Here is a 26,396-nt window from a genome sequence, read left to right as displayed (position 1 = left end):
TCAGACGTGGACGCTGGACATGTCCGGGTAGCGGTCCCCGGCCGTCGCCCCCAGCGGGAAGGCGGCGTCGATCCGGCGCAGCTCCTCGTCGGTCAGCGCCACGTCGTCCGCACCGATGTTCTCCTGGAGGTACGCCCGCCGCTTCGTCCCGGGGATGGGCACCACGTCCTCGCCCTGGGCGAGCACCCATGCGAGGGCCAGCTGGCTCGGAGTGACGCCCTTCTCCTCGGCGATCGCGCGCACCGCGTCGAGCAGCTCCAGGTTGCGGGCGAAGTTCTCGCCCTGGAACCGGGGGTTGTGACGCCTGAAGTCGTCTTCGGCCAAGTCGTCGAGCGAGCGGATCTGCCCGGACAGGAACCCGCGGCCGAGCGGCGAGTAGGCGACGAACCCGATGCCGAGCTCGCGCACCGTGTCGAGCACGCCGTTCTGCTCCGGGTCGCGCGTCCACAGCGACCACTCGGTCTGCAGCGCCGTCACGGGGTGCACCGTGTGCGCCTTGCGCAGGGTCTCCGGCGCAGCCTCGCTGATGCCGAGCCGGCGGACCTTGCCCGCCTCGACCAGCTCGTGCAGCGCGCCCCACGTCTCCTCGACCGGCACGCTGCGGTCCACCCGGTGCTGGTAGTAGAGGTCGATGACGTCGACCCCCAGGCGCTGGAGCGAGGCGTCGCACGCCCGCCGGACGTAGTCGGGCGAGCCGTTGATCCCCACCCGGCTCCCGTCCGGACGCCGCTCGTTGCCGAACTTCGTGGCGACGACGACCTCGTCCCGGCGCCCGGCGATCGCCTTGCCCACCAGCTGCTCGTTCGTGAACGGGCCGTACATGTCAGCCGTGTCGAGCAGGGTCACGCCGGCGTCCAGGGCAGCCCGGATGGTCGCGAGCGCCTCGCCCTCGTCGCCGGTGCCGTAGAACTCGCTCATCCCCATGCAGCCGAGGCCCTGCGCGGAGACCTCCAGCGCGGCCTCCCCTCTGCCCAGCGTGCGCTTGTGCATCCCGTCACCCTTCCTGCGTCGATGTATCCGCAGCTTCCCCTACCCCCTCCGGACCCCAGGCCATCCGTCAGGTGCAAGCGCACCGCAAGCCCGCCGCAGGGTCCTTCCAAGCGGGCCGCGCGACGGTGGGCCGGTCAGCACGAACCCGGCGCCGCGACCCGGCGCTCCGCCACCGCGGTGGCGACTTCCTGCGCTGGAGGGCAATCCCCGTGAGCACACTGCTGTACCGCGTCGGTAGCGGCGCCGCCCGGCACCCGTGGCGGACCTTCGGCGCGTGGCTGCTGGCCGCCGTCCTCGCCGTCGGGCTTGCCGCCGGCCTCGGCGGGTCCTTGAACGACAACTACGACATCCCGGGGACGGACTCGACAAGAGCCACGTCCCTGCTCCGCGACAAGTTCCCCGACCATGCCGGCGCCACCGCGCGGGTGGTGCTGCACGCGGGCTCGGGCGACGTGGCGCCGGGGGTGGCCGCCGAGGTCAGCCGCCGCGTCGCGGCGGTCGAGCACGTCGAGGCTGTCGAGCCGGCCGCCGTGAGCCCCGACGGTGCGACCGCCGTGCTCACGGTGCGCTTCGACGTCCCGGTGACCGGGGTCGACGCGGTGGCGACGGCCGAGGCCTTCGAGGAGGCTGCCGCTCCGGCCCGCGATGCCGGGCTGGCGACCGAGTACGGCGGCGAAGTGCTGGACCAGGTCTACGAGCAGGGGACGGCCGAGCTCGTGGGCTTCCTGTTGGCAGGCGTGATCCTGCTCGCGGCCTTCGGCTCGCTGCTGGCCGCGGGGCTCCCCCTCGCCGTCGCGGGAGTCGGGCTCGCCGTCGGGATGGCCCTGGTGACGGTGACCGCCCGCTTCACCGACGTCAGCACCATCGCGCCGATGATCGCGTCGATGGTCGGCATCGGCGTGGGCATCGACTACGCCCTCTTCATCGTCTCCCGCCACCGTCAGCAGCTGCTCGACGGCCTACCCGTCGTGGAGTCCGTCGGCCGCGCGAACGCGACGGCGGGCCGCTCGGTGGTGTTCGCCGGATCCACAGTCCTGCTCTCGATCTGCGGCCTCGCCCTCTCCGGAGTGCCGAACTTCGTGATGATGGGCGTCGCGACCGGCATCTGCGTCGCCGTCTGCATGACGGCTGCGGTGACGCTGCTGCCCGCGCTGCTCGGCCTCGCCGGGACCCGCGTGCTGCCGAAGCGGACGCGCCGCGCGATGGCGAAGGGCGCTTCGCCGAAGCCGGCTTCGACGAAGCAGCCGTTGGCCGGGCGGTGGGGCGCTCACGCCGCCGCGCACCCGTGGCCGTACGCCGTGGCGAGCTTCCTGCTGCTCGCGATCCTTGCGGCGCCGGTGTTCGCGATGCAGCTCGGTCAGAGCGACGCGGGCAGCGAGCCGACGTCCAGCACCGCGCGGCGTGCCTACGACCTGGTCAGCCAGGGCTTCGGGCCCGGCGCCAACGGCCCGCTGCTGCTCGCGGTGGACCTGACGAAGGCGGGTGCGCCCGACGTGGACACGCTGCGGGAGACGGTCGGGTCGACCCCGGGTGTGGCCGCTGTGTCGCCCGTCCTGCTCAACGAGGCGCGCGACACCGCCGTCCTCACCGTCACGCCGGCCAGCGGGCCGCAGGACGAGGCGACCGACGCCCTCGTCTCGCACCTGCGCACGTCCGTCGGCTCGGACGCGGTCGCGGTCGGTGGGGCGACGGCGGCGTTCATGGACTTCAACCAGCGGCTGCAGGACCGCCTCTACCTCGTCGTCGGCGCCGTCGTCGGCGCCGCCTTCCTGCTGCTCGTGCTGGTGTTCCGCTCGGTCGTCGCCCCGCTGAAGGCCGCGCTGATGAACCTGCTCTCCGTGGGCGCGGCGTTCGGCGCGATCGTCGCCCTCTTCCAGTGGGGCTGGGGCCAGTCGTTCCTCGGCCTCGACGGGCCGGTCCCGGTGAACGCGTTCGTCCCGGTGTTCATGTTCGCGATCCTCTTCGGCCTCAGCATGGACTACGAGGTGTTCCTGCTCAGCCGGGTCCGCGAGGAGTTCCTGCGCACCGGCGACTCGACCCGCAGCGTCGTCGAGGGCCTGTCGAGCACCGGCCGCGTCATCAGCTCGGCGGCCGCGATCATGGTGGCCGTGTTCGTCGCCTTCGCGGCCACGCCGACCCTGTCGATCAAGATGATGGGCGTCGGCATGGCGGTCGCGATCCTGGTCGACGCGACCGTCGTCCGGCTCGTGCTCGTGCCCGCCACGATGGTGCTGCTGGGCAGCCGCAACTGGTGGCTTCCGGGCTGGCTGGACCGGGTGCTCCCCCGCGCCGACCTGCACGGCGGCACCGTGCTCGTCCCCGCGCCGCGCACGCCCGCCAAGGACGATGAGCCCGCGCTCGTGTGAGCCGGCCTTCCACCCGCCCGACACGCGAAGGTCCTCGTCGGCCCCGCCGCCCGTTCTGGGCGGCGGGGCCGCCGCGCGACTGACCTGCGTTTCAGCGAACCGCGAATTGCTGATGTGAGCTTTGGTGGTCCCTGCTGTCGACGCCGAACACCGGAGCGAGGGCGGCGAGCAGGACGAAGAACGTGAGGACGACGAGCATGGCCATGGGAAGCCTCCGGGCTGGGGGTGGACTGCTCCTGCACCCCCACAGTGGCCCTCGGCACTTGTCATCGACAGGGCCGATGGCCAGCGGTTGGCTTGTCGTGCCCCATGTCCGGCGCGGGTGGCCTCGCCCCAGCGCCACGCCGGCTGCGGAACGTCTCCCGCCGCGGCAGCGGGCAACCCGCGGCGCGGAAGCGGTCAGCCGCGCCGCGCGGCCAGGAACTCGCGCAGCGCCTCGACGGCCAGCGCGTGGTCCTCGACCTGGGGAAGCCCCGACACCAAGAGCACGCCGACGACCCCGGTCCCCTGCACGGCGAGCGGGAACCCGCCGCCGTGCGCGGCGTAGCGGTCGGCCGGCAGGCCCGTCTTGTCCGCGAACGTCGTGCCCGCGGCCTCGTGCCGGACCCGCTCGTGCAGGCTGGAGTGGCCGAAGCGCTGCACGACCCGGGCCTTGCCGTCCACCCACGCGTCGTTGTCGGGCGCGGTGCCTGGCAGGGCGGCGCGGAAGAGCGTCTGCGGCCAGCGGCGTACCTCGACGAGCACCGGCAGCGACCGCTCGCGGGCGAGCCGCAGCACGGTCAGCCCGAGGTCGATGGCGTCGTCGTTGGACAGCGACGGCAGCACCAGCTCCCGCTCGTGGTCCAGCAGCTGCTCCGGCGTGAAGTTCCCGGTCGTAGGCACGTGCGGCACCATATGCGACCCTGCCGGACGTGAGCGCGACCCTCGTAGCCAAGGACCTCGCCGCCGGCCACGGGGACCGCGTCCTGTTCGCCGGCCTCGACCTCGTCGTCGCCCCCGGGGACGTCGTCGGCCTCGTGGGGGCCAACGGTGCCGGCAAGTCGACGCTGCTGCGCATCCTCGCCGGGCTGCTGCCCGCCGAGGAGGGGTCGGTCTCGCTGACCCCGCCGCACGCTTCGGTGGGGCACCTGCCGCAGGAGCCCGAGCGCCGGCCCGGGGAGACCGTCCGCGCCTTCCTCGGGCGCCGGACCGGCGTCACCGCCGCGACGGCGGCGATGGACGCGGCGGCCGAGGCGCTGGGGCGCGAGGAGCCCGGCGCCGACGACACGTACGCGACGGCGCTCGAGCGGTGGCTCGGGCTCGGCGGGGCGGACCTGGACGAGCGCGCGGACGCGGTGGCCGCGGACCTGGGGCTCGCGGTCGACCTGGACGCCCCGATGACCGCGCTGTCCGGCGGCCAGGCCGCGCGAGCGGGCCTCGCGTCGCTGCTGCTGAGCCGCTACGACGTCTTCCTGCTCGACGAGCCGACGAACGACCTGGACCTCGACGGGCTCGACCGGCTCGAGCGCTTCGTCGGCGGCCTGCGGGCGGGCACGGTCCTCGTGAGCCACGACCGTGAGTTCCTGGCGCGGGTCGTCAACCGCGTGGTCGAGCTGGACCTCGTCCAGCGCCAGGTCAACGTCTACGGCGGTGGCTACACGTCCTACCTCGAGGAGCGGGCGATCGCGCGCCAGCACGCGCGCGACGCCTACGAGGAGTACGCCGACACCCGGTCCGGGCTGCTGGCCCGCGCGCAGACGCAGCGGCAGTGGGCCGACAAGGGCGTGCGCAACGCGCGCAAGAAGGCGAAGGACAACGACAAGATCGGCCGCCACATCAAGGGCGAGACGAGCGAGAAGCAGGCCGCGAAGGCGCGGCAGACCGAGCGCGCCATCGAGCGGCTGGAGGTGGTCGAGGAGCCGCGCAAGGAGTGGGAGCTGCGCATGACCATCGCCGTCGCCCCGCGCGCCGGAGCGGTCGTGGCGTCGCTGCGCGGAGCGGTCGTCGAGCGCGGCTCGTTCCGCTTCGGCCCGGTGGACCTGCAGGTCGACTGGGCGGACCGCATCGCGATCACCGGGGCGAACGGCTCCGGCAAGACCACGCTGCTGGGCGCCCTGCTCGGACGTCTCCCGCTGGACGCCGGCACCGCGTCGCTCGGCCCGGGAGTCGTGGTGGGCGAGGTGGACCAGGCGCGCGCGCTCTTCGCCGGGCCGCAGCCGCTCGTCGACGTCTTCACCGAGGCCGCGCCCGACCTCGGGCCGGAGCCGACGCGCACGCTGCTGGCGAAGTTCGGGCTGCGCGGCGACATCGCGCTGCGGGCGTGCGAGACGCTGTCGCCGGGCGAGCGCACCCGCGCCGGGCTCGCGCTGCTGCAGGCCCGCGGCGTCAACCTCCTCGTGCTCGACGAGCCGACGAACCATCTGGACCTGCCGGCGATCGAGCAGCTCGAGTCGGCGCTCGAGTCCTATCCCGGAACTCTGCTGCTGGTGACGCACGACCGTCGGATGCTGGACGCCGTGGCGACGACGCGCCAGTGGGTCGTTGCGAACGGATCGGTCACGGAGGTCTGACCGGCTTCGGCCCCGATGTCCGGCGCAAGTGGGCCGCGCGGCGACGGCTCGAGGACCCGGCCAGGACGCCTGGCCGGCCCGTGCACGGTGCGCCGTTCTGGCGACGCACGGCCGGTGTAGCCCATTCGGGGTAGTACATCGGCGCGGCAGACGTCCGTGCACCCGGCCCTTTGTCGCCTCGTCGCCGGCACGTAACCTTGACGTCAGATGGCCGGTCCGCTGCATCCCCCGTCTGCGGACCGGCCGTCATCCAAGCTCCTGTGAGCACACCGGGAGCTCGTGCGAAGCCTTCTTCGGCTATTCACCCGCCTCGGCCGCACGTCGGTCGAGCAGCAACGAGGCGACGGTCCCGCCCACCGCGATCAACGCCGCGACGGCGAACGCCTGCGTGTAGCCCGTGGTGAGCCCGTAGAGCGGAAGCCCCACCGTGAGCGCGTCGGCCTGGTCCCCCGTGAGCTGCCCGGCGTCGACCTGCCGCTGCAGCGTCTCCCCGAGGTCCCGCATCCGGTCCGTGAACGCGGCGGTCGACACCGCGGTCAGCGCCGCGAGCCCGAGCGCACCGCCCACCTGCTGCACGGCGGTCAGCACGGCGGCGGCCGCCGCGTCATCCTCGGACTCGGCACGGCCCTGGTCGTCACCGGCTTCGGCGCGGCCCGAGTCTTCCGTGCCGGCCATCGCCGTGACCGTGAGCGGGACGGCGACGAGGCCGGCCCCGAGGGACAGGACCAGCATCGGCAGCAGCAGGGCCGGGACGTACGCCGAGTCCAGCTCCAGCTGCGCCAGCCACATCAGCCCGCCGGCGGCGAGCGCGCCGCCGAGGGCCGCGATCGCCCGCGGGGCGAGGCGCGGCGCCAGGACGGCGGCGAGCTGCGCCGCGACGACGATGCCGACCGGGAACGGCAGGAACGCCAGGCCGGCCTCGAGCGGCTCGTAGCCGAGCACGCGCTGGACGTAGAGGCCCAGGAAGAAGACGGTCGCCGTCAGCGCCGCCCAGACCGTCAGCACCACGGCGTACGCGACACTGCGGCCGCGCCGGGCCAGGACCCGCAGGGGCAGCAGGGGGTGGGCCCGACGGTTCTCGACCCCCAGGAAGACGATCAGCACGAGGACGCCGACGGCCAGCGCGGCGACCGTCTCGCCGCTCCCCCATCCGTCCGCGGCGGCGTTCAGCAGGCCGTACACCACCGCCCCCAGGCCGACGGTCCCCGCGACGGCGCCGGGCACGTCCGCCGGCGCGCTCCGCGGCCGCGACTCCGCCACGACGTACGGCGCGGCGGCCACGATCAGCAGCCCGGCCGCCACCGCGACGAGGAACGGCCACCGCCAGCCCGCCTCACCGAGAGCGCCGCCAAGCACGAGACCGGCGGGCGCGCCCGCTGCGGTCATGGCGGCGAACACGGCGAAGGCGCGGGTGCGGCCCGGGCCACGCGGGTACGCGTCGGCGACCAGCGCCAGCGCCGCCGGCGACACGACGGCGGCCCCGACGCCTTGCAGGGCGCGGGCGACGAGAAGCTGCCCCTCGCTCTGCGCGAGGGCGGCGGCGAGCGAGGCCACGGCGAAGACGCCGACGCCGGTGACGAAGGCCTTCCGCCGGCCGACCAGGTCGCCCACGTGGCCGCCGAGCAGCAGCAGGCCCGCGAAGGCCAGCGTGTAGGCGTTCAGCACCCAGGAGAGCCCGGACTCGCCGAGGTCGAGGTCGGCCCGGAGGGCTGGCAGTGCGATGGAGGGGGAGGTCGCCGTGAGCACGACCAGGAGCTGCGCCGCGCTCAGCACGAGCAGGGCCGGCCCGCGGCGCCGGTGGCCGGAGCCGTCGGCGGGCGGCCCGGCCTCCCGCCCGTCGTGCTCGTTCCTTGCGGCCGCAGTGCTCATCGGGTCCCTTCCGGCGTCTCCAGGTGCTCCCCCATCCTCACCCCCGGGGCTGGGAGCCCCGCGCGCAGGACGGGCGGGCGCCTTCAGCCCTTCACGCTTCCGGCGAGCAGCCCGCGGACGAAGAAGCGCTGCAGCCCGAGGAACACGGCGAGCGGGACGACCATCGACACGAACGCCCCTGCGGTGAGCCGCTGCCACTCGTTGCCCCGGGTGCCCGCGAGGTCGGCGACGCGGCGGGTCAACGGCGCCTGGTCGTCGTCGGTGAACACGAGCGCCACCAGCAGGTCGTTCCAGACCCAGAGGAACTGGAAGATCGTGAAGGACGCCAGTGCCGGCAGCAGCAGCGGCAGCATGATGCGGCGGAAGATCGTGCCGTGGCCGGCACCGTCGACCTGCGCGGCCTCGACGAGCTCGCCGGGGACCTCGGCGAGGAAGTTGTGCAGCAGGAACACCGCGAGCGGCAGGCCGAAGCAGGTGTGCGCGATCCAGACCGCGGCGTACGGCGACGCTTCCTTGACCGGCTCGAACGCGCTGGACGTGAAGAGCTGCAGCAGCGGGATGAGGCACATCTGCAGCGGGACGATCTGCAGCGCGAACACGACGACGAAGAGCCAGTCCCGGCCGGGGAAGCGCATCCACGCGAAGGCGTAGGCCGCCAGCGCCGCGAGCACCACCGTGAACAGCACGCTCGGGACCACGATCACGACCGAGTTGAGCAGGAAGTCGACCAGCCGGCCGTTGGTCCGCCCGAACAGCACGTCCCGGTAGTTCTGCAGCGTGAAGGACGGGTTCGCCGGCGTCGTCCACCAGCCGCTCGTGCGGATGTCGCCCCGTTCCCGGAAGGAGGAGACGAGCAGCCCGAACGTCGGCAGCGTCCAGAGCAGCGCGATGCCCAGCGCGACGGCCGACGCCGTCCGCGACGTGAGCCTGCGGCGGGCGCGCCCCGGCAGCGTGGGCGGCAGCGGGGCCGACAGGAGCGCGGGCGGCGTGCTCGTCGCCGCCGCCCCGGCCGGGCCGGCGCCGCCGGTCTCCGTGGTCACCGCACCTCCCGCGTACGCCGCAGCTGGCGCACGTTGTAGGCCACCACGGGGACGACCAGCACGAAGATGAGCACCGCCAGGGCGGCACCGCGGCCGTACTCACCGGCGGTGAAGGACTGGACGTACATCTCGTTGGCGAGCACGGACGTGTCGAACTGGCCCCCGGTCGTGGTCCGCACGATGTCGAACACCTTCAGCACGCCGATGACGACCGTGGTCAGGACGACGACCAGCGACGGGCGGATGCACGGCAGCGTCACGTTGCGGAAGAGCTGCCACGGCGAGGCCCCGTCCAGCCTCGCCGCCTCGGTGAGCTCGGCGGGGACGGCCTTGATCGCGGCCGACAGCACCACCATCGCGAACCCGGCCTGGATCCAGACCATCACGACGACGAGGAAGAAGGTGTTCCACGGCGGGTCGTTGAGGAACTGCTGAGGAGGGAGGCCGGCCCACACCACCAGCTGGTTGAGCAGGCCGATCTGCCCGGACTCCGGCGGGCGGTAGGCGTAGACGAACCGCCAGATGATGCTCGCGCCCACGAAGGAGATCGCCATCGGCAGGAACAGCAGCGACTTGGCCACGGCCTCGAACCGCGAGCGGTCGATGAGCACGGCGTAGAGCAGCCCGATGCCCGTGGCGAAGACCGGCACGAGCACGACCCACACCAGCGTGTTGCGCACCGTGACGAGGGCCTGCGGGTCGGTGAAGACCCACTCGTAGTTGTCGACGCCGACGAAGCTCGTGCCGTCGGCGTCGAAGAGCGACAGGACCGCGGTGCGTACGGCCGGGTAGACCAGCCCGACCCCGACCAGCACGAGGGCCGGGCCGGCGAAGAGCGCGATCGCGAGCCGGTCGCGGACCGCCCGCGGGCCGCGCTCGGCGACGAGCAGCACGAGCGCCACGACGGCCAGGAAGCCGGCTACCGCGACGCCCAGCTGCGCGGCCTTCGCCTGCCAGTCCTCCATCCCGGTCTCCCCTCGGGCCCTCGCGCGCCGCCGGGAAGCCGGTGGCCCCGGCCACCCTAGGGCGCTGTCAGCCCCAGGAGGCCTCGATCTGGTCGAGGACCGGGCCGGTGTCCTTGCCGTTGAGCCAGTCGCTCATCCCGCGCCAGAAGCTGCCGGTGCCGACGGCCGCCGGCATCTGGTCGGACCCGTCGAAGCGGAAGACGGCTTCGGGGTTCTGCAGGATCTCGTAGGAGCTGCGGTCGATCGGGCTGGAGAAGACGGCCGGGTCCAGGCCCTTGGCCGCTGTCACCCAGCTGCCCGGCGACAGCACGGCGCGCGAGCGGACGTAGTCCATGGTCGAGGTGTAGCGCTGGAAGGCCTGCACCTCGGGCCGTTCGGAGAAGGCGCCGACGAACTCGCCGGAGCCGAGCACGGGCTGCTCCCCGTCCGCCGACGCCGCCGGAAGGTAGAACGCGAACACGTCGCCGTCGGGTCCGACCGTCGTCCCGTCCTCCCACTGGTTCGCATAGAACGAGGCCTGACGGTGCATCCAGCAGGCGCCGTCGAGGATCGGGTAGCCGGCCTCCTGGAACGCGGTGCCCGTGATGGTGCGGACGTCACCGAAGCCGCCGTTCACGTAGTCCTCGTTCTTCAGGTAGCCCGCGACCGCGTCCGCCGCCGCCCGGATGCGCGGGTCGTCGAAGGCGATCTCGTGGTCGACCCACTGGTCGTAGACCTCCGGGCCGGCCATCCGCAGGACGAAGTCCTCCACCCAGTCGGTCGCCGGCCAGCCGGTGGCCTCACCGGACTCGATCCCCGCGCACCAGGGCTTGCCGTCGCCGTCGGCGACGATGCGGTCCGACAGCGCCTTCATCTCCTCGAGGGTCGTGGGCACCTCGTAGCCCGCGTCGGCGAAGCGCGACGGGGAGTACCAGACGTAGGACTTGACGTAGGCGCCGTGCGGGACGGCGTAGAGCGTGCCGTCGACCGACCCGTAGCCCTTCCACGTCGCGTCCCAGTTCGCGTCGACGTTGGACTCGGTCTGCGCGGACACCGGCTGCAGGGCGCCCTGGGCCGCGAGCTCGCGGATGAGCCCCGGCTGGGGCAGCAGCGCGATGTCGGGGGCGTTGCCCCCCTTCACCTTGACCCGCAGCTGGGCCTCGAACGCGCCGGTCCCCTCGTAGTCGATCTCGGTGTCGGTGCACTCGGCGTACGCCGCCCAGGCCCGCTGCAGCACCTCCCCCTCGGCGTCGCGGATGCTCGCGTAGACCGTGACCGTCGCCCCGTCGAACGTGCCGTAGTCGGCAAAGGCCGCACAGTCGGCGGGGGTGCTGGCGCCGCCGTCCGCAGTGGCCGAGCTCCCGTCCCCGCCGCAGGCGGCCAGTACAAGCGCGAGGACCGACGCGAGCACAGCCGTCCGCGCGACGAGGGCGCGGCGAGGGCGGTGCTGGGCCATGAGGTCGTCCTCCCCGCAGTCGGCGCCCCGGCCGCGGCGCCGATGACGTGGACGCCATGAAAACGTCCCCTGCAGGGACCGGCAAGCGCGGGTCCTTGCGAAGTCAGTAACGATTCCATCTCTCGGCGGGCCGCGACGGCACGTCACGTCCCCGCGCCACCGGCAGGGCGTGCACCTCGCGGTCCGGGCACCGGTGCCCGGACCGCTGCGTGCACGCCCTGCGGTTGTCCGAGCTGCGGCCCTCGCGGCCCGCAGCCCCTCCGACGCCCGGCACGTCCCCTCCCGGCGTGCCGGACGCCGGCCTCAGCACGCGAAGGAGGCCGAGACGGTGCGCCCGAGGGGCGACACCGACCAGGACCAGCGCGCGCTGCACTCGTCGAGCACGACTCGCGCGAGCATCCCGCCACCGTTGCGCTGCTCGGTGCACAGCGGTGGGGCCGGGCACGCATCGGTGACCGTCAGCTCGACTGCTCCCCTGTGCCAGTCGAGCCGTACGTCGATGTGGCCGGCCAGCGGGTACCTCACGGCGTCGCTGACGAGCTCGCTCACCACGAGCACGACGTCCGCGCGGCGGCGGGCGTCGTACCCCCACTCGACCAGCGCGGCGTCGACGCGCTGGCGGGCCTGGGCCGGGGCGTGGAGCGTCGCGAGCACCCGCATGGTGCGGATCTCGCGACTGCCCCAGGTGGTGCCGCCCGGGTCCTGGCCGGCGGCCAGGGGCGGGAGGCCGCCCACCGGGCAGGGAGGGCCGAGACCGGCCCACGGCCATCCGGAGCCGCGGCATCGGCCGGCTTCCGCTCGAGCGGAAGGATGCCGCGCACGGCGCCGGGGTTGACGAAGGGGAGCGCCCGCGGCGCCCGCTTCTTCCAATCGATCATCGAACTGCCCTCCCGAGGGTCCAGAGACGGGCCGGGACGGCGCTCAGATATGAGCGAGCCGTCGCGGCTGCGGCGGGAGGGCCGGCTTAAGCGGGTGGGACCGAGGGGGTGACGGCGTAGCGGGGAAGCCGCACGGAGGCCGCCGATAGGCGGCGGGCGGAGACGGCCGAGGGCTCGATGACGACGACGTCGCCCTGCAGGACCGCGGGCGTCGCGCCCCAGTTGCCGTAGCTGCCGCCACCGGCGCCCGAGCAGCCTGCCGAGCCGCCGGACGCGGAGACGCCGGGCGGGCCGGCCGGAGCGGGCGGTGCGGGCGTCGCCGGTGTCGGGGCGGTGGGGGTGGACGAGCCGAGCGGTGCCAGCGGCGCGCTGGGGCGGCCGGCGTCGTCGGGTAGGTCGAGCAGGCGTGCGGACGCCTTGGGGGCGGGCGGATCGGGCGCCGGTGAGGCCCGCGACGGCCTGGCGCCGGGGCGGGCCAGGGTCGGGGGCTGGGACGCGTCCGGTCTCGACAGGGTCTGTCCGCCGACGGCCGGGTCGCAGGGCTCGACGTTCTCCACCCCCGGCCCGGACGGGGTCGGCGAGGATGAGTGCGGCTCCACGATGCCGACCTGCCGGGGCTGCGGAGCCGCGGCGGCGTCCTTCTTGGCGGCCGACGAGCCCGTCGGGGAGACGGTGCCCGGCGCGAGGCCAGTCGCGGCCGCCGTCCCGGCCGTCCCGGTGGTGGCGGTGGCGCCGGCCGACGACGCGCCGGACGTAGGGGCCGTGGCCGTGGTCGTGGTCGTCGCGGCCGCGGTGTCGGTCGCCGCCGGCAGCGTTGCGGTCAGCGGCTTGCGGGAGTCGGCGCTCTCCGTGGACGGCCGCTCGGCCGCCTTCGCCTCCGCTGCGCGCGGCGCGGTGTCGGACGCCTTCGTCGCACCGGCGGCGGGGGCGGGGGTCTTGGCCGGAGTGGCAGGAGCCGTGCCACCGCCCGAGCCCGCACCGGCGGAGCCCGCTCCCGCCGTGCCCGCGCCGGCGGAGCCAGCCCCCGCCGAGCCGGTACCGGCGGACGGCTTGGGGGCGGGTGCCGCGGACGTGGACGGGTCCGGCGCCGCGCCGGCGCCTGCGCCTGCGCTCGAGCCAGAGCCTGCCGACCCGGAGACCGCGCTGGAGCCGGAGCTGGCCGACCCGGAGCCCGCGCTCGAGCCGGAGCTGGCCGAGCCAGAGCCCGCCGAGCCGGAACCGGACGGAGCCGACCCGCCACTGGGCTCCGCCGAAGCCGCGGGGCTCGCCGCGGGCGCCGGGCGCGCCGGCTCGGACGCCGCGGGCGCAGGCGTGCCCGCCGGCGGCGAGGCGGGCGGTTGGGTCGGCCGCGGCGTCGACGTGCCGGCGCCTGACCCCGATCCCGACGGGGTGGGCTCTTCGGCGGCGGAGCCGCCGTCGCCCGCGGCGCTCGAGGACGCGGAAGACCCGGAAGACCCCGATGACCCGGAAGACCCCTTCGAGCCGGAGCTGGAGCCGGAGGACTCCTCGGCCGCCGCCTCGGACTCGGATGCGGCGGAGGACTCAGCCGCTGCGGACTCCGACGCCGCGGACGTGGCCGCGCTCAGCGTCGCGACGGCCGTACCGCTCGAGGAGGCGCCCGCCGATGCGCTCGCGGACGCGCTCGAGGACTCTGCCGAGGCGCTGCCCGTGCCCAGCAGCCAGGCCCCGCCGAGGGCGAGGACGAGAAGGGCGAGCCGGGCGAGAGCCCCGACGAGCAGAGAGGCGGGCGGCGGGACGACCGGCGCGGCGGACGGCGTAGGGAGGCCGGGACGGGCGCCTCGGAAGGCGCGGCCAGCGTGGGCGAGGACGGCACACGGCGGCACAGCGCTGGCTGTCCTGCCGCGATGTAACGCCACGCCGTCACCTTTTCGGGGTCGCCGCGCTGACGAGCCGGCGGCTCGCATCCGCAAATCTAGCGTCTTGTCCCCGGGCCGGGACACGTATTCCGTCGGACTCGCTGCCACAAGAGTGGACTCGCCGGGCACATCGGGCAGGGATGGCGTGGCCGGGACAGGACGCACGCGACCCTGACGACGGCCGGGACGGGGCCCGCGTGGGGGCGGGAATGGGCGCCCGGCCTCGCAGCTTGCACGGGCGAGGGGGACACGAAGGACGTGCGGCCGGACCGCACCCGGGAGGCTCGGTGGAGCCGCCGGCGGGGTGTGGGACGGTGTCGACAGGACGGTTTCCCGCGGGCCGGCAGGCCCCGGGCACGGAGGAGGCGCAGCAGCGTGCTGGACCCGCAGGAGCTCTTCGAGCTGACGCCGGCGGCGGAGGGGCTGCCGGCCGGGCTGGTGCTCGTGTGCGCCCTCGACGGCTTCCTCGACGCCGGCGCCGGCGTCCGGCTGACCCGCGAGCACCTGCGTGCGGTGGGCGGGCCGCGGACGGTGGCGTCCTTCGACGTCGACCCGCTGCTCGACTACCGCGCCCGGCGCCCGGTCATGACCTTCGCCCGCGACCACTGGGCGTCGTGCGAGGTCCCCACGCTGGAGCTGCAGGTGCTGGCCGACGCGGAGGGCGCGCCGTACCTCCTGCTCGCCGGGCCGGAGCCCGACACCCAGTGGGAGCGCTTCACCGCGGCGATCTCGCTGCTCGTCGAGCGGCTCGGGGTCCGGCTCGTCGTCGGCCTCGACTCGATCCCGATGGGCGTGCCGCACACGCGGCCGGTCGGCGTGACCGCCCACGCCTCGCGGCGCGAGCTCGTGGCGGCGTACCCGGCCTGGTTCGAGGACGTCACCGTCCCCGGGAGCATCGGGCACGTCCTGGAGTTCCGGCTCGCCCAGTCCGGCCTCGACACGGCCGGCTTCGCCGTGCACGTGCCGCAGTACCTCGCGCAGGCCGAGTACCCCTCCGCCGCGGTCCGGCTGGTGCAGGCCCTGCAGGACCTCACGAAGCTGTCGTTGCCCACCGACGCCTTGGAGCAGTCGGCGCGCGAGGTGCGCACGCGGATCGACGCCGAGGTGGAGGGGTCTACCGAGGTGAGCGCCGTGGTGTCGCGGCTGGAGCAGCAGTACGACGCGTTCCTCGCGGCACGCCGTGGGGACACCCCGCTCGCGGCGGACGTCGCCGACCTGCCGAGCGGTGACGAGCTCGGCGCCGAGCTCGAGCGCTTCCTCGCCGAGCAGGCCCGGCGCGACCGGCCCGAGAGCTGACGGCACGGGTGCGCGTCCTGCTCTACACCGACGGCCTTGGCCGCGGGGGCGCCGAGATCAGCCTGGGCAACCTGCTCGCCGCCGCTCCCGACACGCTCGACCTCGCCGTCGCCGGGCCCGGCGCCGAGGTCGTCGAGTGGGTGGCGGCCCGCCGGCCGGGAACGCCAACCCATGTCGTCGGCGCGGGGTTCCGCGACCACCTGCGGCTGTTGCGCGCGGTGCGCCCCGACGTGCTCCACGCGAACCTCAGCGTGCCGTGGGCCGGGGCGCCCGCGCTCACGGCGGCGCACGCGCTCCCGGGGCTGCGGACCGTGGTCGTCCAGCAGCTCCCGCTGCGTACGACCGCGCTGCCGGAGTGGGCGCGCACCCGCGCGCTGCTGCTCCGGGCCGACGCGCACGTCGCGGTCGGCGAGGGCAGCGCCCGGCGCATGGAGGACTTCTACGCGCTGGGCCGGGGCAGCGTGCGCTCGGTCCCCAACGGCGTGCCGGACGTCGAGCTGCCCGCGCGGGCGCCGCGCGAGCGGCTCGTGGTCGGGAGCCTGGGCCGGCTCGACGGGCAGAAGGCGTACGACGTGCTGCTGCGCGCCGCGGCCCGCGTCGAGGGCGTGGACGTCGAGGTCGTGGGCGAGGGGGCGGAGCGGGAGCGGCTCGAGGCCCTCGCCGGCGAGCTCGGCCTGCAGGGCCGGGTGCGGCTGCCGGGCTGGTCGGAGCGCTCGCGCGACGCGCTGGCCGGCTTCGACGTCTTCTGCCTGCCCAGCCGGGCCGAGGGCTTCCCGCTCTCGATCGTCGAGGCGATGCTCGCCGGGCTGCCGGTCGTCGCCACCGCGGTCGGGGGCGTGCCGGAGGCGGTGCTGGACGGCCGGACCGGCCTGGTCGTGCCGCGCGACGACGTCGACGCGCTGGCCGGAGCGCTGCGCGCGCTGCGCGACGACGTCGGTCTGCGCGACCGGCTGGGCAAGGCGGGGCGCGAGCGCGCGCTCGCGGGCCTCACGGCGGACGCGATGGCGGCGGCGTACTCCGCGATCTGGTCCGACGTCGTGGCCCGGCCGCGGGCGCCCCGGCTGCGGGTCCCCCGCCCGAAGCCGTAGCCGCCCCCGCGCGGCTGCCCGGGCGTGGCCGGGCAGCGGCACATCCGCCCGACGCATATCCCGACGACGTCTCCTCGCGGAGCCGCCTAGGCTGGAGGCGGTATGGGAACGAGCGTCACCGGCCGACTGGCCGAGCTGCAGGAGCGCCTGGCCGACGTGACGCTGCGCGACGAGCGGCGGCTGTCACGGCGGATCCAGGGCGCTCGCCGCATCCGTGACGAGGCCGCGCGCCAGGCCGTGCTGCAGGAGATCTCCGCCGACGTCGACGCCGCCCATGCCCGGCTGGAGGAGCGCCGGGCGAAGGTGCCGCAGCTGCGCTACCCGGAGGAGCTGCCGGTCAGCCGGCGCAAGGACGACATCCTCGAGGCGCTGCGCGACTCCCAGGTCGTGGTCGTCGCGGGCGAGACCGGCTCGGGCAAGACGACGCAGCTGCCCAAGATCTGCCTCGAGCTCGGGCGCGGTGTCCGCGGCCGCATCGGCCACACCCAGCCGCGCCGGCTGGCCGCCCGCTCGGTCGCCGAGCGCGTCGCCGAGGAGCTCGGCAGCGAGCTGGGCGAGGCGGTCGGCTACAAGGTCCGGTTCAACGACTCGGTCGGCGAGGACACCTTCGTCAAGGTCATGACCGACGGCATCCTCCTCGCGGAGATGCAGAACGACCGCTTCCTCAACGAGTACGACACGATCATCATCGACGAGGCCCACGAGCGGAGCCTCAACATCGACTTCCTGCTCGGCTACCTCAAGCAGCTGCTGCAGCGGCGCCCCGACCTCAAGCTCGTCATCACGTCCGCGACGATCGAGGTCGAGCGGTTCTCCCGCCACTTCGGCGACGCGCCGGTCGTCGAGGTGTCCGGCCGTACCTACCCGGTCGAGGTGCGCTACCGGCCGCTCGTGGACGGCGGGGACGACGGCGACGACGGGGACGCTGCGGCCGCCGAGCCGCGCGACCAGGTCGCTGCGATCCAGGACGCGGTCGAGGAGCTGTGCCTCGAGGGGCCGGGCGACATCCTCGTCTTCCTCAGCGGCGAGCGCGAGATCCGCGACACCGCGGACGCCCTGGCCAAGGCGCTGCCGGACGTCGAGATCCTGCCGTTGTACGCCCGGCTGTCCGCGGCGGAGCAGCACCGGGTGTTCGCGCCGCACCCCGGCCGGCGTGTGGTGCTGGCGACCAACGTCGCCGAGACGTCGCTCACCGTCCCCGGGATCAAGTACGTCGTGGACCCCGGCACCGCACGCGTCTCCCGCTACAGCTTCCGCACCAAGGTGCAGCGGCTGCCGATCGAGCCGGTCTCGCAGGCGTCCGCGAACCAGCGCAAGGGCCGCTGCGGCCGTGTGTCCGAGGGCATCTGCATCCGGCTCTACTCCGAGGACGACTTCCTGTCCCGCCCGGAGTTCACGGACCCTGAGATCCTTCGCACGAATCTTGCTTCGGTCATCCTGCAGATGACGGCGCTCGGCCTGGGCGACATCGCGGCCTTCCCGTTCGTCGACCCGCCGGACGCCCGCAACGTCAAGGACGGCGTGCTGCTGCTGCAGGAGCTCGGCGCGCTGGACCCGGACGAGAAGGACCCGAAGAAGCGGCTCACGACCGTCGGGCGCCAGCTCGCGCAGCTCCCCGTCGATCCCCGGCTCGGCCGCATGGTGCTCGAGGCGGGCAACAACGGCTGCGTCCGCGAGGTCCTCGTCATCGCGGCGGCGCTGTCGATCCAGGACCCGCGCGAGCGGCCGGTGGACAAGCAGCAGGCGGCGACGGAGAAGCACGCCCGGTTCACGGACCCGACGTCGGACTTCCTGGCGTACCTCAATCTCTGGAACTACCTGCAGGAGCAGCAGAAGGCGCTGTCCTCCAGCCAGTTCCGCCGGTTGTGCAAGAACGAGTTCCTCAACTACCTGCGCATCCGCGAGTGGCAGGACGTCCACACGCAGCTGCGCCAGGTCGCCAAGTCGCTCGGCCTGACGGCGAACGCGACCGACGCCGCTCCGGACTTCGTGCACACCGCGCTGCTCGCGGGGCTGCTCTCGCACATCGGGCTCAAGGACACCGACAAGCACGAGTACCTCGGAGCGCGCGGCGCGAAGTTCGCGGTCTTCCCGGGCTCGGGCCTCTTCAAGAAGCCGCCGCGCTGGGTGATGTCGGCCGAGCTCGTCGAGACGACGCGGCTCTGGGCCCGGGTCAACGCGCGCATCGAGCCCGAGTGGGCCGAGAAGCTCGCGCAGCACCTGGTCAAGCGCACCTACAGCGAGCCGCACTGGGAGAAGGACCGCGCGGCCGTCATGGCGTTCGAGAAGGTCACGCTCTACGGCGTGCCGCTGGTCGCGGCGCGGAAGGTCAACTACGGCCGCATCGACCCGGCGATGTCGCGCGAGCTGTTCATCCGCAACGCGCTCGTCGAGGGCGACTGGCGCACCCACCACGCGTTCTTCGAGGAGAACCGCCGGCTGCTCGAGGACGTCGAGGAGCTGGAGAACCGCGCGCGCCGGCGCGACATCCTCGTCGACGACGAGACGCTCTTCGACTTCTACGACGCGCGCATCCCGCCGCACGTGGTGTCGGGGGCGCACTTCGACAGCTGGTGGAAGAAGGCCCGACGCGACTCCCCTGACCTGCTGAGCTTCGAGAAGTCCATGCTCGTCAACGAGGCGGCGAGCGGCATCTCCGAGGGCGACTACCCCGACGTGTGGCGGCAGGGCGATCTCGTGCTGCCGCTGACGTACCAGTTCGAGCCCGGGACCGAGGCCGACGGCGTCACGGTGCACGTACCCCTGCCGGTGCTCAACCGGGTCTCCCCCGCCGGCTTCGACTGGCAGATCCCCGGCCTGCGCGAGGACGTCGTCACCGCGCTGATCCGCGCCCTGCCCAAGCAGATCCGGACCAGCTTCGTGCCGGCCCCGAACTACGCCAAGGACGCGCTGCGCGACCTCCCTGTGCAGGACGTCCCGCTGACCGAGGCGCTCGCGCGCCGGCTACGGCTGATGACCGGGGTCATCGTGCCGCCGGACGCGTTCGACCTGGACCGGGTGCCCGACCACCTCAAGGTCACGTTCCGGGTGGAGGACGAGCGCAAGAAGAAGGTCGCCGAGGGCAAGGACCTCGAGGCGCTCAAGCTCACGCTAGGTGGCCGCATGCGGCAGGCCATCTCCAAGGCGGCGCCCCGCGTGGAGCGCGCCGGGCTCACCGACTGGGAGGTCGGCGCGCTCCCCCGCGTCTACGAGCAGCAGCAGCGGGGCGGCCACCGCGTCAAGGCGTTCCCCGCGCTCGTCGACGAGGGCGAGTCGGTTGCGGTGCGCCTGCTGGGCAACGAGGCGGAGCAGGCGGCCGCGATGTGGGCGGGCACCCGGCGGCTGCTCGTGCTCACGATCCCGTCCCCGGTGCGGTCGATCGTCCGCGGCCTGTCGAACGCCTCGAAGCTCACACTCAGCGCCAACCCGCATGGAAGCGTCGCCGCCCTGCTCGACGACTGCATCGCCTGCGCGGTGGACTCGCTCATGGCCGAGCACGGCGGGCCGACGTGGGACGAGGCCGGCTTCGAGAAGCTCCGCGACGCGGTGCGGGCCGACCTCTTCCCGGTCGTCATGGAGGTGCTGGGCGACGTCGAGCGCATCCTCGGCGCTGCCGCCGACGTCGGCAAGCGGCTCGAGGGGGTCACCAGCCAGACGCTGCAGCACTCCCTCGCCGACATGCGGGCCCAGCTCTCCGCCCTCGTCCACCCCGGCTTCGTCACCGAGACCGGCCGCCGACGGCTGCCCGACGTGGCGCGCTACCTGCAGGCCATCGGCCGCCGACTGGACAAGCTCCCGCAGGACCCCGGCCGCGACCTGGTCCAGCTGGCCAAGGTCGAGCAGGTCCAGGACGCGTACGCCGAGGCGCTCGCCGCCGTCCCCGCCGGCCGTCCCGTCCCCGAGGAGCTGCGTGACGTGCGCTGGATGATCGAGGAGCTGCGGGTCAGCTACTTCGCGCAGACGATGCGGACCGCGTACCCGGTCTCGGAGAAGCGGGTCTACCGGGCGCTCGACGCGCTGGCGGGCTGACTTCCGCCCGCTGGCCGGGCGTGAGACGAGCTCGCGGGGTGCCGCGTGGCGGGGGTGGAGAGAGCCCAGCAGGCGGTGTGCTGTCTGGGCAGGGTCCGCAAGAATGCGGCACTCTGCCGATAGGTTCGTCGCAATGGCGCATCGTCGCAACGCCGAGCCGTCGCAATGGCGCATTCTCGCCGCGGGCAACTGCCGCGACGGCGCGTCGTCCAGGCAAGCCGAGCTCTGGCGCCGCGTCGGGGGACCGAGCCGTTGTCCGGCGGGTTCGAGCGCTCCGCGAGGTCGAGCACGCCCGAGTGGCACCCTTGGTCCCGTGTCCCCGCCGTTGCTGGACGAGCTCGCGGTCGGGCAGCGCCTCGTCGCGCTGCTGTCGGCCGGGCGGCGGGACAGCACGCTCCGGCTCGCGTGCGCCCTCGCGCTGTTGGACGCGGCTGCGGAGTCGGGGCGGGGCAGCCCGGGCCCGGCGTTGCCCGTGTCGATCGACGCGCTCGCGGACCGCGTGGTCGAGCTCTACTGGCGGCAGACGCGGCCGTACGCCGGCGGCGTGCTGCTCGGCCAGGGCAAGGCCGCGGGAGCGCGCCTCGCGGTGCTGGAGGAGGTCGCGGCGTTGGCGGCCGACGCCCGGGCCGGCGGGAGCGAGACCGCGCACCAGGCGGCGGTGCGGCTGCCGGCCAGGTACGCGGCGGCCCGGCGGCGTATCGCGCTGACCCTGGCGCAACAGCCGCTGACCGACCTGCAGACGCCCGCGGGACTGCGCCGCGGGAGCGTCCCGCCGTTCCTCTACGACGACTCGTGGCTCGGCCGGAAGGCGACCCAGGCCGACCTCGACGCCCATGACCGCGCGGTCGTGCTGCTGCCCGGCGTCGCGTCGGCCCTGGTACGCCTCGGCCCGCTGGTGCGCCCGCTCGTCGAGCGGTCCTGGGCCGAGCACGTCGCCCGGGTCAACCGGGTGGAGGCACTGGGCGCCGTCGAGGGCTTCCTCTTCGGCCCCGACGTCGACCGGCTCCGCCCGCTCGCCGAGCCCCTCGCCGACCTGCAGGGCGGGCGCTGCTTCTCCTGCGGAGGGCCGCTCGGGCGGGCACGGGTCGAGCACTTCGTCCCGTGGTCGCGCTTCCCGCTGGACGCGGTGGCCAACCTGGTGGCGGTCGACGAGCGCTGCGCGGCCGATCGGGACGGCGCGCTCCCGGCGCTGTCGCTCGTGTTCCGCTGGCACCGGCGACGTGGGCTCTACGACCGTGGCGAGCTCGCCGGCTGGCCCGTCGAGCACGCCCGCACGCAGGCAGTGGTGCTGGCGACGTACGCGAGCGTCGCCGCCGGGCTCCCGCTGTGGGCGGGCCGCGGCGCGTACGAGCCCGCCGCCGGCAGCGAAGGCGCCCGCGTCCGGTCGCTGCTCGCCGCCTGACGCATCCAAGGGGCAGTGCCTCGCCGGCTGCTTCCGCCAGCCCGCCTCCCCCGGTGCGGTACGACGCCCGTCCAGGGGGAAAACACGTGGGACGACGCGCCCTACCCGTGGCACCGTGTGCGGCGGCCGCAGGCGTGCCACGGATGGGAAAGGGTGAAGTGCAGTGCAGCAGCTGACGGCGAAGCTCCTCAACTGGGCCTCAGTGATCGACCCGCAGACCATGGAGCAGGCGCAGCGGACCAGCGAACTCCCCTTCATCTACCCACACCTGGCGCTGATGCCCGACGCCCACCTCGGCAAGGGTGCGACGGTCGGCTCGGTGATCCCGACGCTCGGGGCGATCATCCCGGCCGCCGTAGGGGTGGACATCGGCTGCGGCATGATCGCGGTGCGTACGCAGTTCGGCCGCGAGGACCTGCGCCGGCCGCTCGGGGCGCTTCGTGCCTCGATCGAGCGGGCCATCCCGCTGTCGGCCGGCAACTACAACCGGCGCCTGACGGACACCGCGGCGACGCGCATCGACGAGCTGAAGGCGCTGCCGGTCACCCAGGACCCCTCCACCTACGCGAAGCGGTGGGAGCTCCAGCTCGGGACGCTCGGCTCCGGCAACCACTTCATCGAGGTGACCGCCGACGAGACCGGTGCCGTGTGGCTCTTCCTCCACTCCGGGTCGCGCGGCGTGGGCAACCGCATCGCGCAGCACCACATCGGCGCGGCAAGGACGAGCATGGACCGGCAGGGCATCAGGCTGCCGGACCGCGACCTCGCCTACCTCGAGGAGGGGACGCCCGAGTTCGAGGACTACATCACCGACCTGCGGTGGGCGCAGCACTTCGCGCTGCTCAACCGCGAGGAGATGATGGACCGCGTCGTCGGCTGCCTGGCCAGGGAGATGGGCGAGCCGGTGCGGGAGGTCGAGCGCATCAACTGCCACCACAACTTCACCCAGCTCGAGGAGCACTTCGGCAAGCAGGTGTGGCTGAGCCGCAAGGGTGCCATCGAGGCACGCACGGGCCAGGACGGGCTGATCCCCGGGTCGATGGGGACTGCGAGCTACGTCGTGAAGGGAAAGGGGAACGCCGATTCCCTGAACTCCTCTCCACACGGCGCCGGCCGCGTCTACTCGCGGTCCGCGGCGCGGCGCACCTTCACCCGCGCGCAGCTGCGTGAGGCGATGAAGGGCATCGAGTTCCGCGACACGGACGCGTTCCTCGACGAGATCCCGCAGGCCTACAAGGACATCGACCAGGTGATGGCCGACGCGGCGGATCTCGTGGAGGTGCGCCACGTGCTGCGCCAGCTGGTCAACGTCAAGGGCGACTGACGCGCAGGTGGAGCTGCCGTACGCCTACCCGGTCGAGGTGCTGCACCTGCTGGTCTCGGCGGGTCACGCCTACGAGGGCAGGCCGGCCGACGGCCCGCTGGCGGTGGCGACCCGAGACGCGGAGGAGGTGGAGGTCGTCGCGGGCAAGGGCATCCGCGGGGACCGCTACTTCGGCCGGGCGGCTCACGCCGACGCGTCGGTCACCCTGCTCGCGGTCGAGGGGCTCGAGGCGGTAGCCGACGAGCTCGGCGTCCCGGCGCTGGACCCGTTGCTGGCCCGGCGCAACGTCGTCCTGCGCGGGGCACCGGTCGACGCCCTGACGCGGCGGGCCTTCAGCCTCGAGGCGGGCGGGCCGCCGGTTCTGTTCGCCGGCGGCCGCCCGGCCAACCCGTGCGCCTGGATGGACGTCGTCTACGCTCCGGGCGCCTTCCGCGCGATGCGGCGACGCGGCGGGGTGCGGGCCCGGCCCGAGACGTCCGGGCTCCTCCGACGCGGGCCGGGGGTGCTGCGTACGGCCCACCCGTTGCCCGCGTAGCCGAGCACGCGCCGGCTCGGCAACCGTCACGAGGCACGCCCCGGCTCGGCCGCCGCCGGCTCAGCAGGCGCCGGTCCCCCACGCCGAGCACGCCACGACCACCCCGTCCGGGCTCGCCACCCGCGCCGTCCCACCGGCGTTCGCGAGCACCGCGCCGTAGGTGTCCGTGAACTGCGTCAGCGCCCGCTGGTCGCCGCTGCCGAACACCACGGTCAGCTCGCGGCCGGCAGCGACCTCGCTACCGGGCGGGAAGGTCCACAGCTGCGCCCCGGCGCGCAGGACGTAGCCGTCGAGGCTCACCGGCTCGGGGCTGAGGTTGCGCACCCGGACGTACTCCTTGCCGTCGTCGAACCCCGGGGGGTCGAAGCCGACGGCGGAGACGTCGACGAGGCCGGCGAGGCCGGCAGTCGGGCAGTAGTCGCCGCAGGGGTACATCTGCCAGGCGCGCAGGTTGCCCCGCGGGTCGAACAGGTAGCCGCCGTCCCCCATCGAGGTGGGCTCCGCCGTGGCGTTCTCGAAGACCGGCGCCCGCAGGCCCCAGTAGAGGTCGGTGGCGGTGTTGCGGCCGCTGCCGACGTGGATGCGCAGCGAGGAGTAGGGCTGCAGGACGACGTGCTTCGGGATCGTGTAGTGCCGCAGCGCGCTGTCGCGGACGAGCCAGCTGCCCAGAGGCACGGCCACCGCGCTGGGGTTGAAGACCTCCACGAGCTCGCCGTTGAGGTTGACCGCGTCCTGGCCGGGGGCGTCCCACTGCACCGACAGGGACAGGTCGCCCCCGCCGGCGCCGCCGCAGGCGTCGGTGTCCCAGATGCCGATGCCCTTCGCCGCAGCCCGCTGCGCGCGCCCGAGATAGTCGGCGTTGTGCTCGTACTCGTCCCCGCTCGGCAGCCAGAGCGCGAGGCCCTCGTCGAGCAGGATCGAGCCGACGTCGCGCCACGTGCCGTTGACCTTGACAGCGACGTCGCGCCGCAGCCGGCTCCCGCTGCGCGCGGACCGGTCGCGAGCGTGCAGCCGAACCCGCTTGCCCATGACGAGGGAGTGCATCCGCCGCGTCGCGTCGACCGCGTGGCAGTCCCCGCGCAGCCTCGACAGCTTGGTGCTGTAGACGCTGAGCTCCATGGCGTTGATGCCCGTGACGCGGACGCGCACCGGCTTCGCCGTGCCGTCGCCGGCCACGTCGACGTCGACCGTGTCGCCGTCAGCGACGTAGGTCACCTTGCCGTAGACCGTGGTCGCCGCCTCCGCGGGCGGCGCGGAAGCCGTACCGAGCACGGTCGCGGCCATTGCCGTCAGCAGGGCGAGGATCGCCGGGCGGGCGTGCCGCCGACGGGTGTTGCACAAGCGCACGCAGAGCTCCACGTCGTACCGGTGCCGCCCCTGCCGGGACGACCGACTCCCCAGGGGTGTCGGCCTCGGTCTTCCTCGACCTGAAGCTGCGCAGACGGTACGCCGCTCAGCCGGACTTGCGGCGGAACTGGCGCTGGACCTTCTCGTTGGCGTGCCCGCCCAGGTGCGGCTGCCCGCTGCCCGGGCGGCCCGGGGCGCCGTGACCCTGCTTGTGGGCGAGGGCCTCGCGGAACCGCGCCTTCATGTCGTCCGCAGCACTGCCGGCGCTCTCGCCGGTGTCCTTGGTGCCGGTGTCCCTGGCGCCGGCGTCCCTGGCGCCGGTGTCCTCGGTGTCGTCGGCGGCGGGCTTGTTGGCTTCGTCGGCCATGGCAACCTCCAGGGGCTACGGCGTACGGGGACGAGCAGGCCTCGATCGTGCCACTCGCGGCGGAAGCGCCGCCACGGCGTACCCCTCAGCCCTGCGTGGGCCGCGCCGGACGGAGCAGCGCCGCCATCTCGGGCAGGTCGAAGAACTCTGCGATCACCAGCGCGGACTTAGGCCCCAGGGCAGGGTCGGCACCGGCGTCGAGCAGCACGCGCACCGTCTGCTCGGAACGGCGGAACACTGCGGCGGCAAGGGCGGTCTGGCCGTTGTCGTTGACGCGGGCGTGGTCCGCGCCGCGCTCGAGCAGGGCCCGCACCGTGTCCGGGTGGTCGTGGTAGGCCGCCAGCAGCAGAAGGGTGTCGCCCTTGCTGTTCGTGAGGTTCACCGGAAGGCCCGCGTCGACGTACTCGGCCAGCTGGTCCGTCGCGCCGCCGCGCGCGAGGTCGAACATCCGGCCGGCGAACGCCAGCTCTTCCTCGTTGAGCTCGGGCATGCGCCCACTGTAGGGACCGGGCTGCCAGAAGGGAGCCGCGCCCGTCACCTCGAGCCCGATGCCCTGTGGCGTCGCCTCAGCGGTCGTCGTGCGCATGCTCCGCGAGCCGGTCGAGGAACGGCAGCTGGCTGGCGAAGATCTTGCGGCGAGCCGTCTCCAGGTCGAACCACGCGGCGCGGTCGATCTCGGGGAACTCCTGGTGCCGGCCCGAGCGGGGCGGCCACTCCATGCTGAACAGGTTGCTGTGCACCTCGGTGACGTCGAGGTCGCCGCGCAGCGCCCAGACGACGTTCACCTTGCCGCTGGACTGGCGCGCCTCGCCGAGCGGGAACGGCTCCCCGTCCGGCGCCGCGGTGCCGATCTCCTCCAGGAACTCCCGGCGTGCGGCGGCCAGCGGCTCCTCGTCGTCGGTGTACTCCCCCTTGGGGACGCTCCACGCCCCGTCGTCGCGCCGGGCGAACAGCGGCCCGCCCGGATGGGCCAGGAGCACCTCGACGACCCCCTCGCGCCGGCGCCACAGCAGCAGCCCCGCGCTCCGCTTCGGCACGC

The 26,396-nt window shown here is 74.1% G+C and carries 20 protein-coding genes; 8 read left to right on the top strand and 12 right to left on the bottom strand.

Features of this window, described 5'->3' with window-relative positions; translation table 11 throughout:
• Window positions 1-990, bottom strand: coding sequence for an aldo/keto reductase (locus G9H71_RS08140; protein WP_166280445.1), 990 nt, complete (start codon window positions 988-990; stop codon window positions 1-3).
• 209 nt (window positions 991-1,199) lie between these two features.
• On the opposite strand from G9H71_RS08140, the gene G9H71_RS08135 reads away from it, so the two are divergent.
• Window positions 1,200-3,356 (top strand): MMPL family transporter, encoded by a 2,157-nt coding sequence (locus G9H71_RS08135; RefSeq protein ID WP_166280444.1) that lies wholly within the window; start codon window positions 1,200-1,202, stop codon window positions 3,354-3,356.
• A 399-nt stretch (window positions 3,357-3,755) separates the two neighbouring features.
• Here G9H71_RS08135 and G9H71_RS08130 read toward each other — a convergent pair whose 3' ends face one another.
• Window positions 3,756-4,238, bottom strand: coding sequence for a heme-degrading domain-containing protein (locus G9H71_RS08130; RefSeq protein WP_331272833.1), 483 nt, complete (start codon window positions 4,236-4,238; stop codon window positions 3,756-3,758).
• A 29-nt stretch (window positions 4,239-4,267) separates the two neighbouring features.
• Here G9H71_RS08130 and G9H71_RS08125 point away from each other — a divergent pair, with 29 nt between their 5' ends.
• Window positions 4,268-5,905, top strand: a complete 1,638-nt coding sequence (locus G9H71_RS08125; RefSeq protein ID WP_166280441.1) for an ABC-F family ATP-binding cassette domain-containing protein — start codon at window positions 4,268-4,270, stop codon at window positions 5,903-5,905.
• A 297-nt stretch (window positions 5,906-6,202) separates the two neighbouring features.
• On the opposite strand, the gene G9H71_RS08120 is transcribed toward G9H71_RS08125, so the two are convergent.
• The 6 genes from G9H71_RS08120 to G9H71_RS08095 form a co-directional block, all read right to left on the bottom strand.
• On the bottom strand, window positions 6,203-7,774 hold the full coding sequence (locus G9H71_RS08120; RefSeq protein ID WP_166280439.1) for an MFS transporter: 1,572 nt from the start codon (window positions 7,772-7,774) through the stop codon (window positions 6,203-6,205).
• 83 nt (window positions 7,775-7,857) lie between these two features.
• Window positions 7,858-8,814: a carbohydrate ABC transporter permease gene (locus G9H71_RS24975; RefSeq protein WP_331272832.1), complete on the bottom strand. Its 957-nt coding sequence runs from the start codon at window positions 8,812-8,814 to the stop codon at window positions 7,858-7,860.
• The gene (locus G9H71_RS08110) at window positions 8,811-9,779 is read right to left on the bottom strand and encodes a carbohydrate ABC transporter permease (protein WP_166280437.1); all 969 of its coding nucleotides are present in this window, start codon (window positions 9,777-9,779) and stop codon (window positions 8,811-8,813) included. Before G9H71_RS08110 ends, G9H71_RS24975 begins: the two co-directional genes overlap by 4 nt.
• A gap of 67 nt (window positions 9,780-9,846) precedes the next feature.
• On the bottom strand, window positions 9,847-11,214 hold the full coding sequence (locus G9H71_RS08105) for an ABC transporter substrate-binding protein (protein WP_166280435.1): 1,368 nt from the start codon (window positions 11,212-11,214) through the stop codon (window positions 9,847-9,849).
• Window positions 11,215-11,517: 303 nt separating this feature from the next.
• Window positions 11,518-11,949, bottom strand: coding sequence for an ATP-binding protein (locus tag G9H71_RS08100; RefSeq protein ID WP_166280433.1), 432 nt, complete (start codon window positions 11,947-11,949; stop codon window positions 11,518-11,520).
• Window positions 11,950-12,178: 229 nt separating this feature from the next.
• Window positions 12,179-13,936, bottom strand: a complete 1,758-nt coding sequence (locus tag G9H71_RS08095) for a hypothetical protein (RefSeq protein WP_166280431.1) — start codon at window positions 13,934-13,936, stop codon at window positions 12,179-12,181.
• A gap of 408 nt (window positions 13,937-14,344) precedes the next feature.
• On the opposite strand from G9H71_RS08095, the gene G9H71_RS08090 reads away from it, so the two are divergent.
• The 6 genes from G9H71_RS08090 to G9H71_RS08065 all read left to right on the top strand — a co-directional run bounded on the left by G9H71_RS08090 (window position 14,345) and on the right by G9H71_RS08065 (window position 23,643).
• Complete coding sequence (locus tag G9H71_RS08090; protein ID WP_166280429.1) at window positions 14,345-15,265, top strand: proteasome assembly chaperone family protein; 921 nt, start codon at window positions 14,345-14,347, stop codon at window positions 15,263-15,265.
• Between the two features lie 8 nt (window positions 15,266-15,273).
• The gene (locus G9H71_RS08085; protein WP_166280427.1) at window positions 15,274-16,353 is read left to right on the top strand and encodes a glycosyltransferase; all 1,080 of its coding nucleotides are present in this window, start codon (window positions 15,274-15,276) and stop codon (window positions 16,351-16,353) included.
• A gap of 102 nt (window positions 16,354-16,455) precedes the next feature.
• Window positions 16,456-20,382, top strand: a complete 3,927-nt coding sequence (hrpA, locus tag G9H71_RS08080) for an ATP-dependent RNA helicase HrpA (RefSeq protein WP_166280425.1) — start codon at window positions 16,456-16,458, stop codon at window positions 20,380-20,382.
• Window positions 20,383-20,695: 313 nt separating this feature from the next.
• Window positions 20,696-21,784 (top strand): HNH endonuclease, encoded by a 1,089-nt coding sequence (locus tag G9H71_RS08075; RefSeq protein WP_166280423.1) that lies wholly within the window; start codon window positions 20,696-20,698, stop codon window positions 21,782-21,784.
• A gap of 163 nt (window positions 21,785-21,947) precedes the next feature.
• A complete protein-coding gene (locus G9H71_RS08070; protein ID WP_166280422.1) occupies window positions 21,948-23,108 on the top strand; it encodes an RtcB family protein in 1,161 nt (386 codons plus the stop codon).
• A gap of 7 nt (window positions 23,109-23,115) precedes the next feature.
• Complete coding sequence (locus tag G9H71_RS08065; RefSeq protein WP_166280421.1) at window positions 23,116-23,643, top strand: molybdenum cofactor biosysynthesis protein; 528 nt, start codon at window positions 23,116-23,118, stop codon at window positions 23,641-23,643.
• Between the two features lie 60 nt (window positions 23,644-23,703).
• Here G9H71_RS08065 and G9H71_RS08060 read toward each other — a convergent pair whose 3' ends face one another.
• The 4 genes from G9H71_RS08060 to G9H71_RS08045 form a co-directional block, all read right to left on the bottom strand.
• Window positions 23,704-24,990: a lamin tail domain-containing protein gene (locus tag G9H71_RS08060; RefSeq protein ID WP_166280420.1), complete on the bottom strand. Its 1,287-nt coding sequence runs from the start codon at window positions 24,988-24,990 to the stop codon at window positions 23,704-23,706.
• A 106-nt stretch (window positions 24,991-25,096) separates the two neighbouring features.
• Window positions 25,097-25,357 (bottom strand): DUF5302 domain-containing protein, encoded by a 261-nt coding sequence (locus G9H71_RS08055; RefSeq protein ID WP_166280419.1) that lies wholly within the window; start codon window positions 25,355-25,357, stop codon window positions 25,097-25,099.
• 85 nt (window positions 25,358-25,442) lie between these two features.
• Complete coding sequence (locus tag G9H71_RS08050) at window positions 25,443-25,847, bottom strand: ankyrin repeat domain-containing protein (protein WP_166280418.1); 405 nt, start codon at window positions 25,845-25,847, stop codon at window positions 25,443-25,445.
• A gap of 76 nt (window positions 25,848-25,923) precedes the next feature.
• The gene (locus G9H71_RS08045) at window positions 25,924-26,394 is read right to left on the bottom strand and encodes an NUDIX domain-containing protein (protein WP_166280417.1); all 471 of its coding nucleotides are present in this window, start codon (window positions 26,392-26,394) and stop codon (window positions 25,924-25,926) included.
• Between the last annotated feature and the right edge of the window lie 2 nt (window positions 26,395-26,396).

The sequence above is a fragment of the Motilibacter deserti genome (assembly GCF_011250635.1).
Lineage (GTDB): Bacteria > Actinomycetota > Actinomycetes > Motilibacterales > Motilibacteraceae > Motilibacter_A > Motilibacter_A deserti.
Note: the sequence above shows the minus strand (reverse complement) of the source record. Positions and strands in the feature narration are given on the sequence as shown.

Coding starts and splice junctions, on each gene's coding strand:
- G9H71_RS08105 (WP_166280435.1), bottom strand. CDS start 11,214: ATGGCCCAGCACCGCCCTCGCCGCGCCCTCGTCGCGCGGACGGCTGTG.
- G9H71_RS08140 (WP_166280445.1), bottom strand. CDS start 990: ATGCACAAGCGCACGCTGGGCAGAGGGGAGGCCGCGCTGGAGGTCTCC.
- hrpA (WP_166280425.1), top strand. CDS start 16,456: ATGGGAACGAGCGTCACCGGCCGACTGGCCGAGCTGCAGGAGCGCCTG.
- G9H71_RS08055 (WP_166280419.1), bottom strand. CDS start 25,357: ATGGCCGACGAAGCCAACAAGCCCGCCGCCGACGACACCGAGGACACC.
- G9H71_RS08120 (WP_166280439.1), bottom strand. CDS start 7,774: ATGAGCACTGCGGCCGCAAGGAACGAGCACGACGGGCGGGAGGCCGGG.
- G9H71_RS08110 (WP_166280437.1), bottom strand. CDS start 9,779: ATGGAGGACTGGCAGGCGAAGGCCGCGCAGCTGGGCGTCGCGGTAGCC.
- G9H71_RS08050 (WP_166280418.1), bottom strand. CDS start 25,847: ATGCCCGAGCTCAACGAGGAAGAGCTGGCGTTCGCCGGCCGGATGTTC.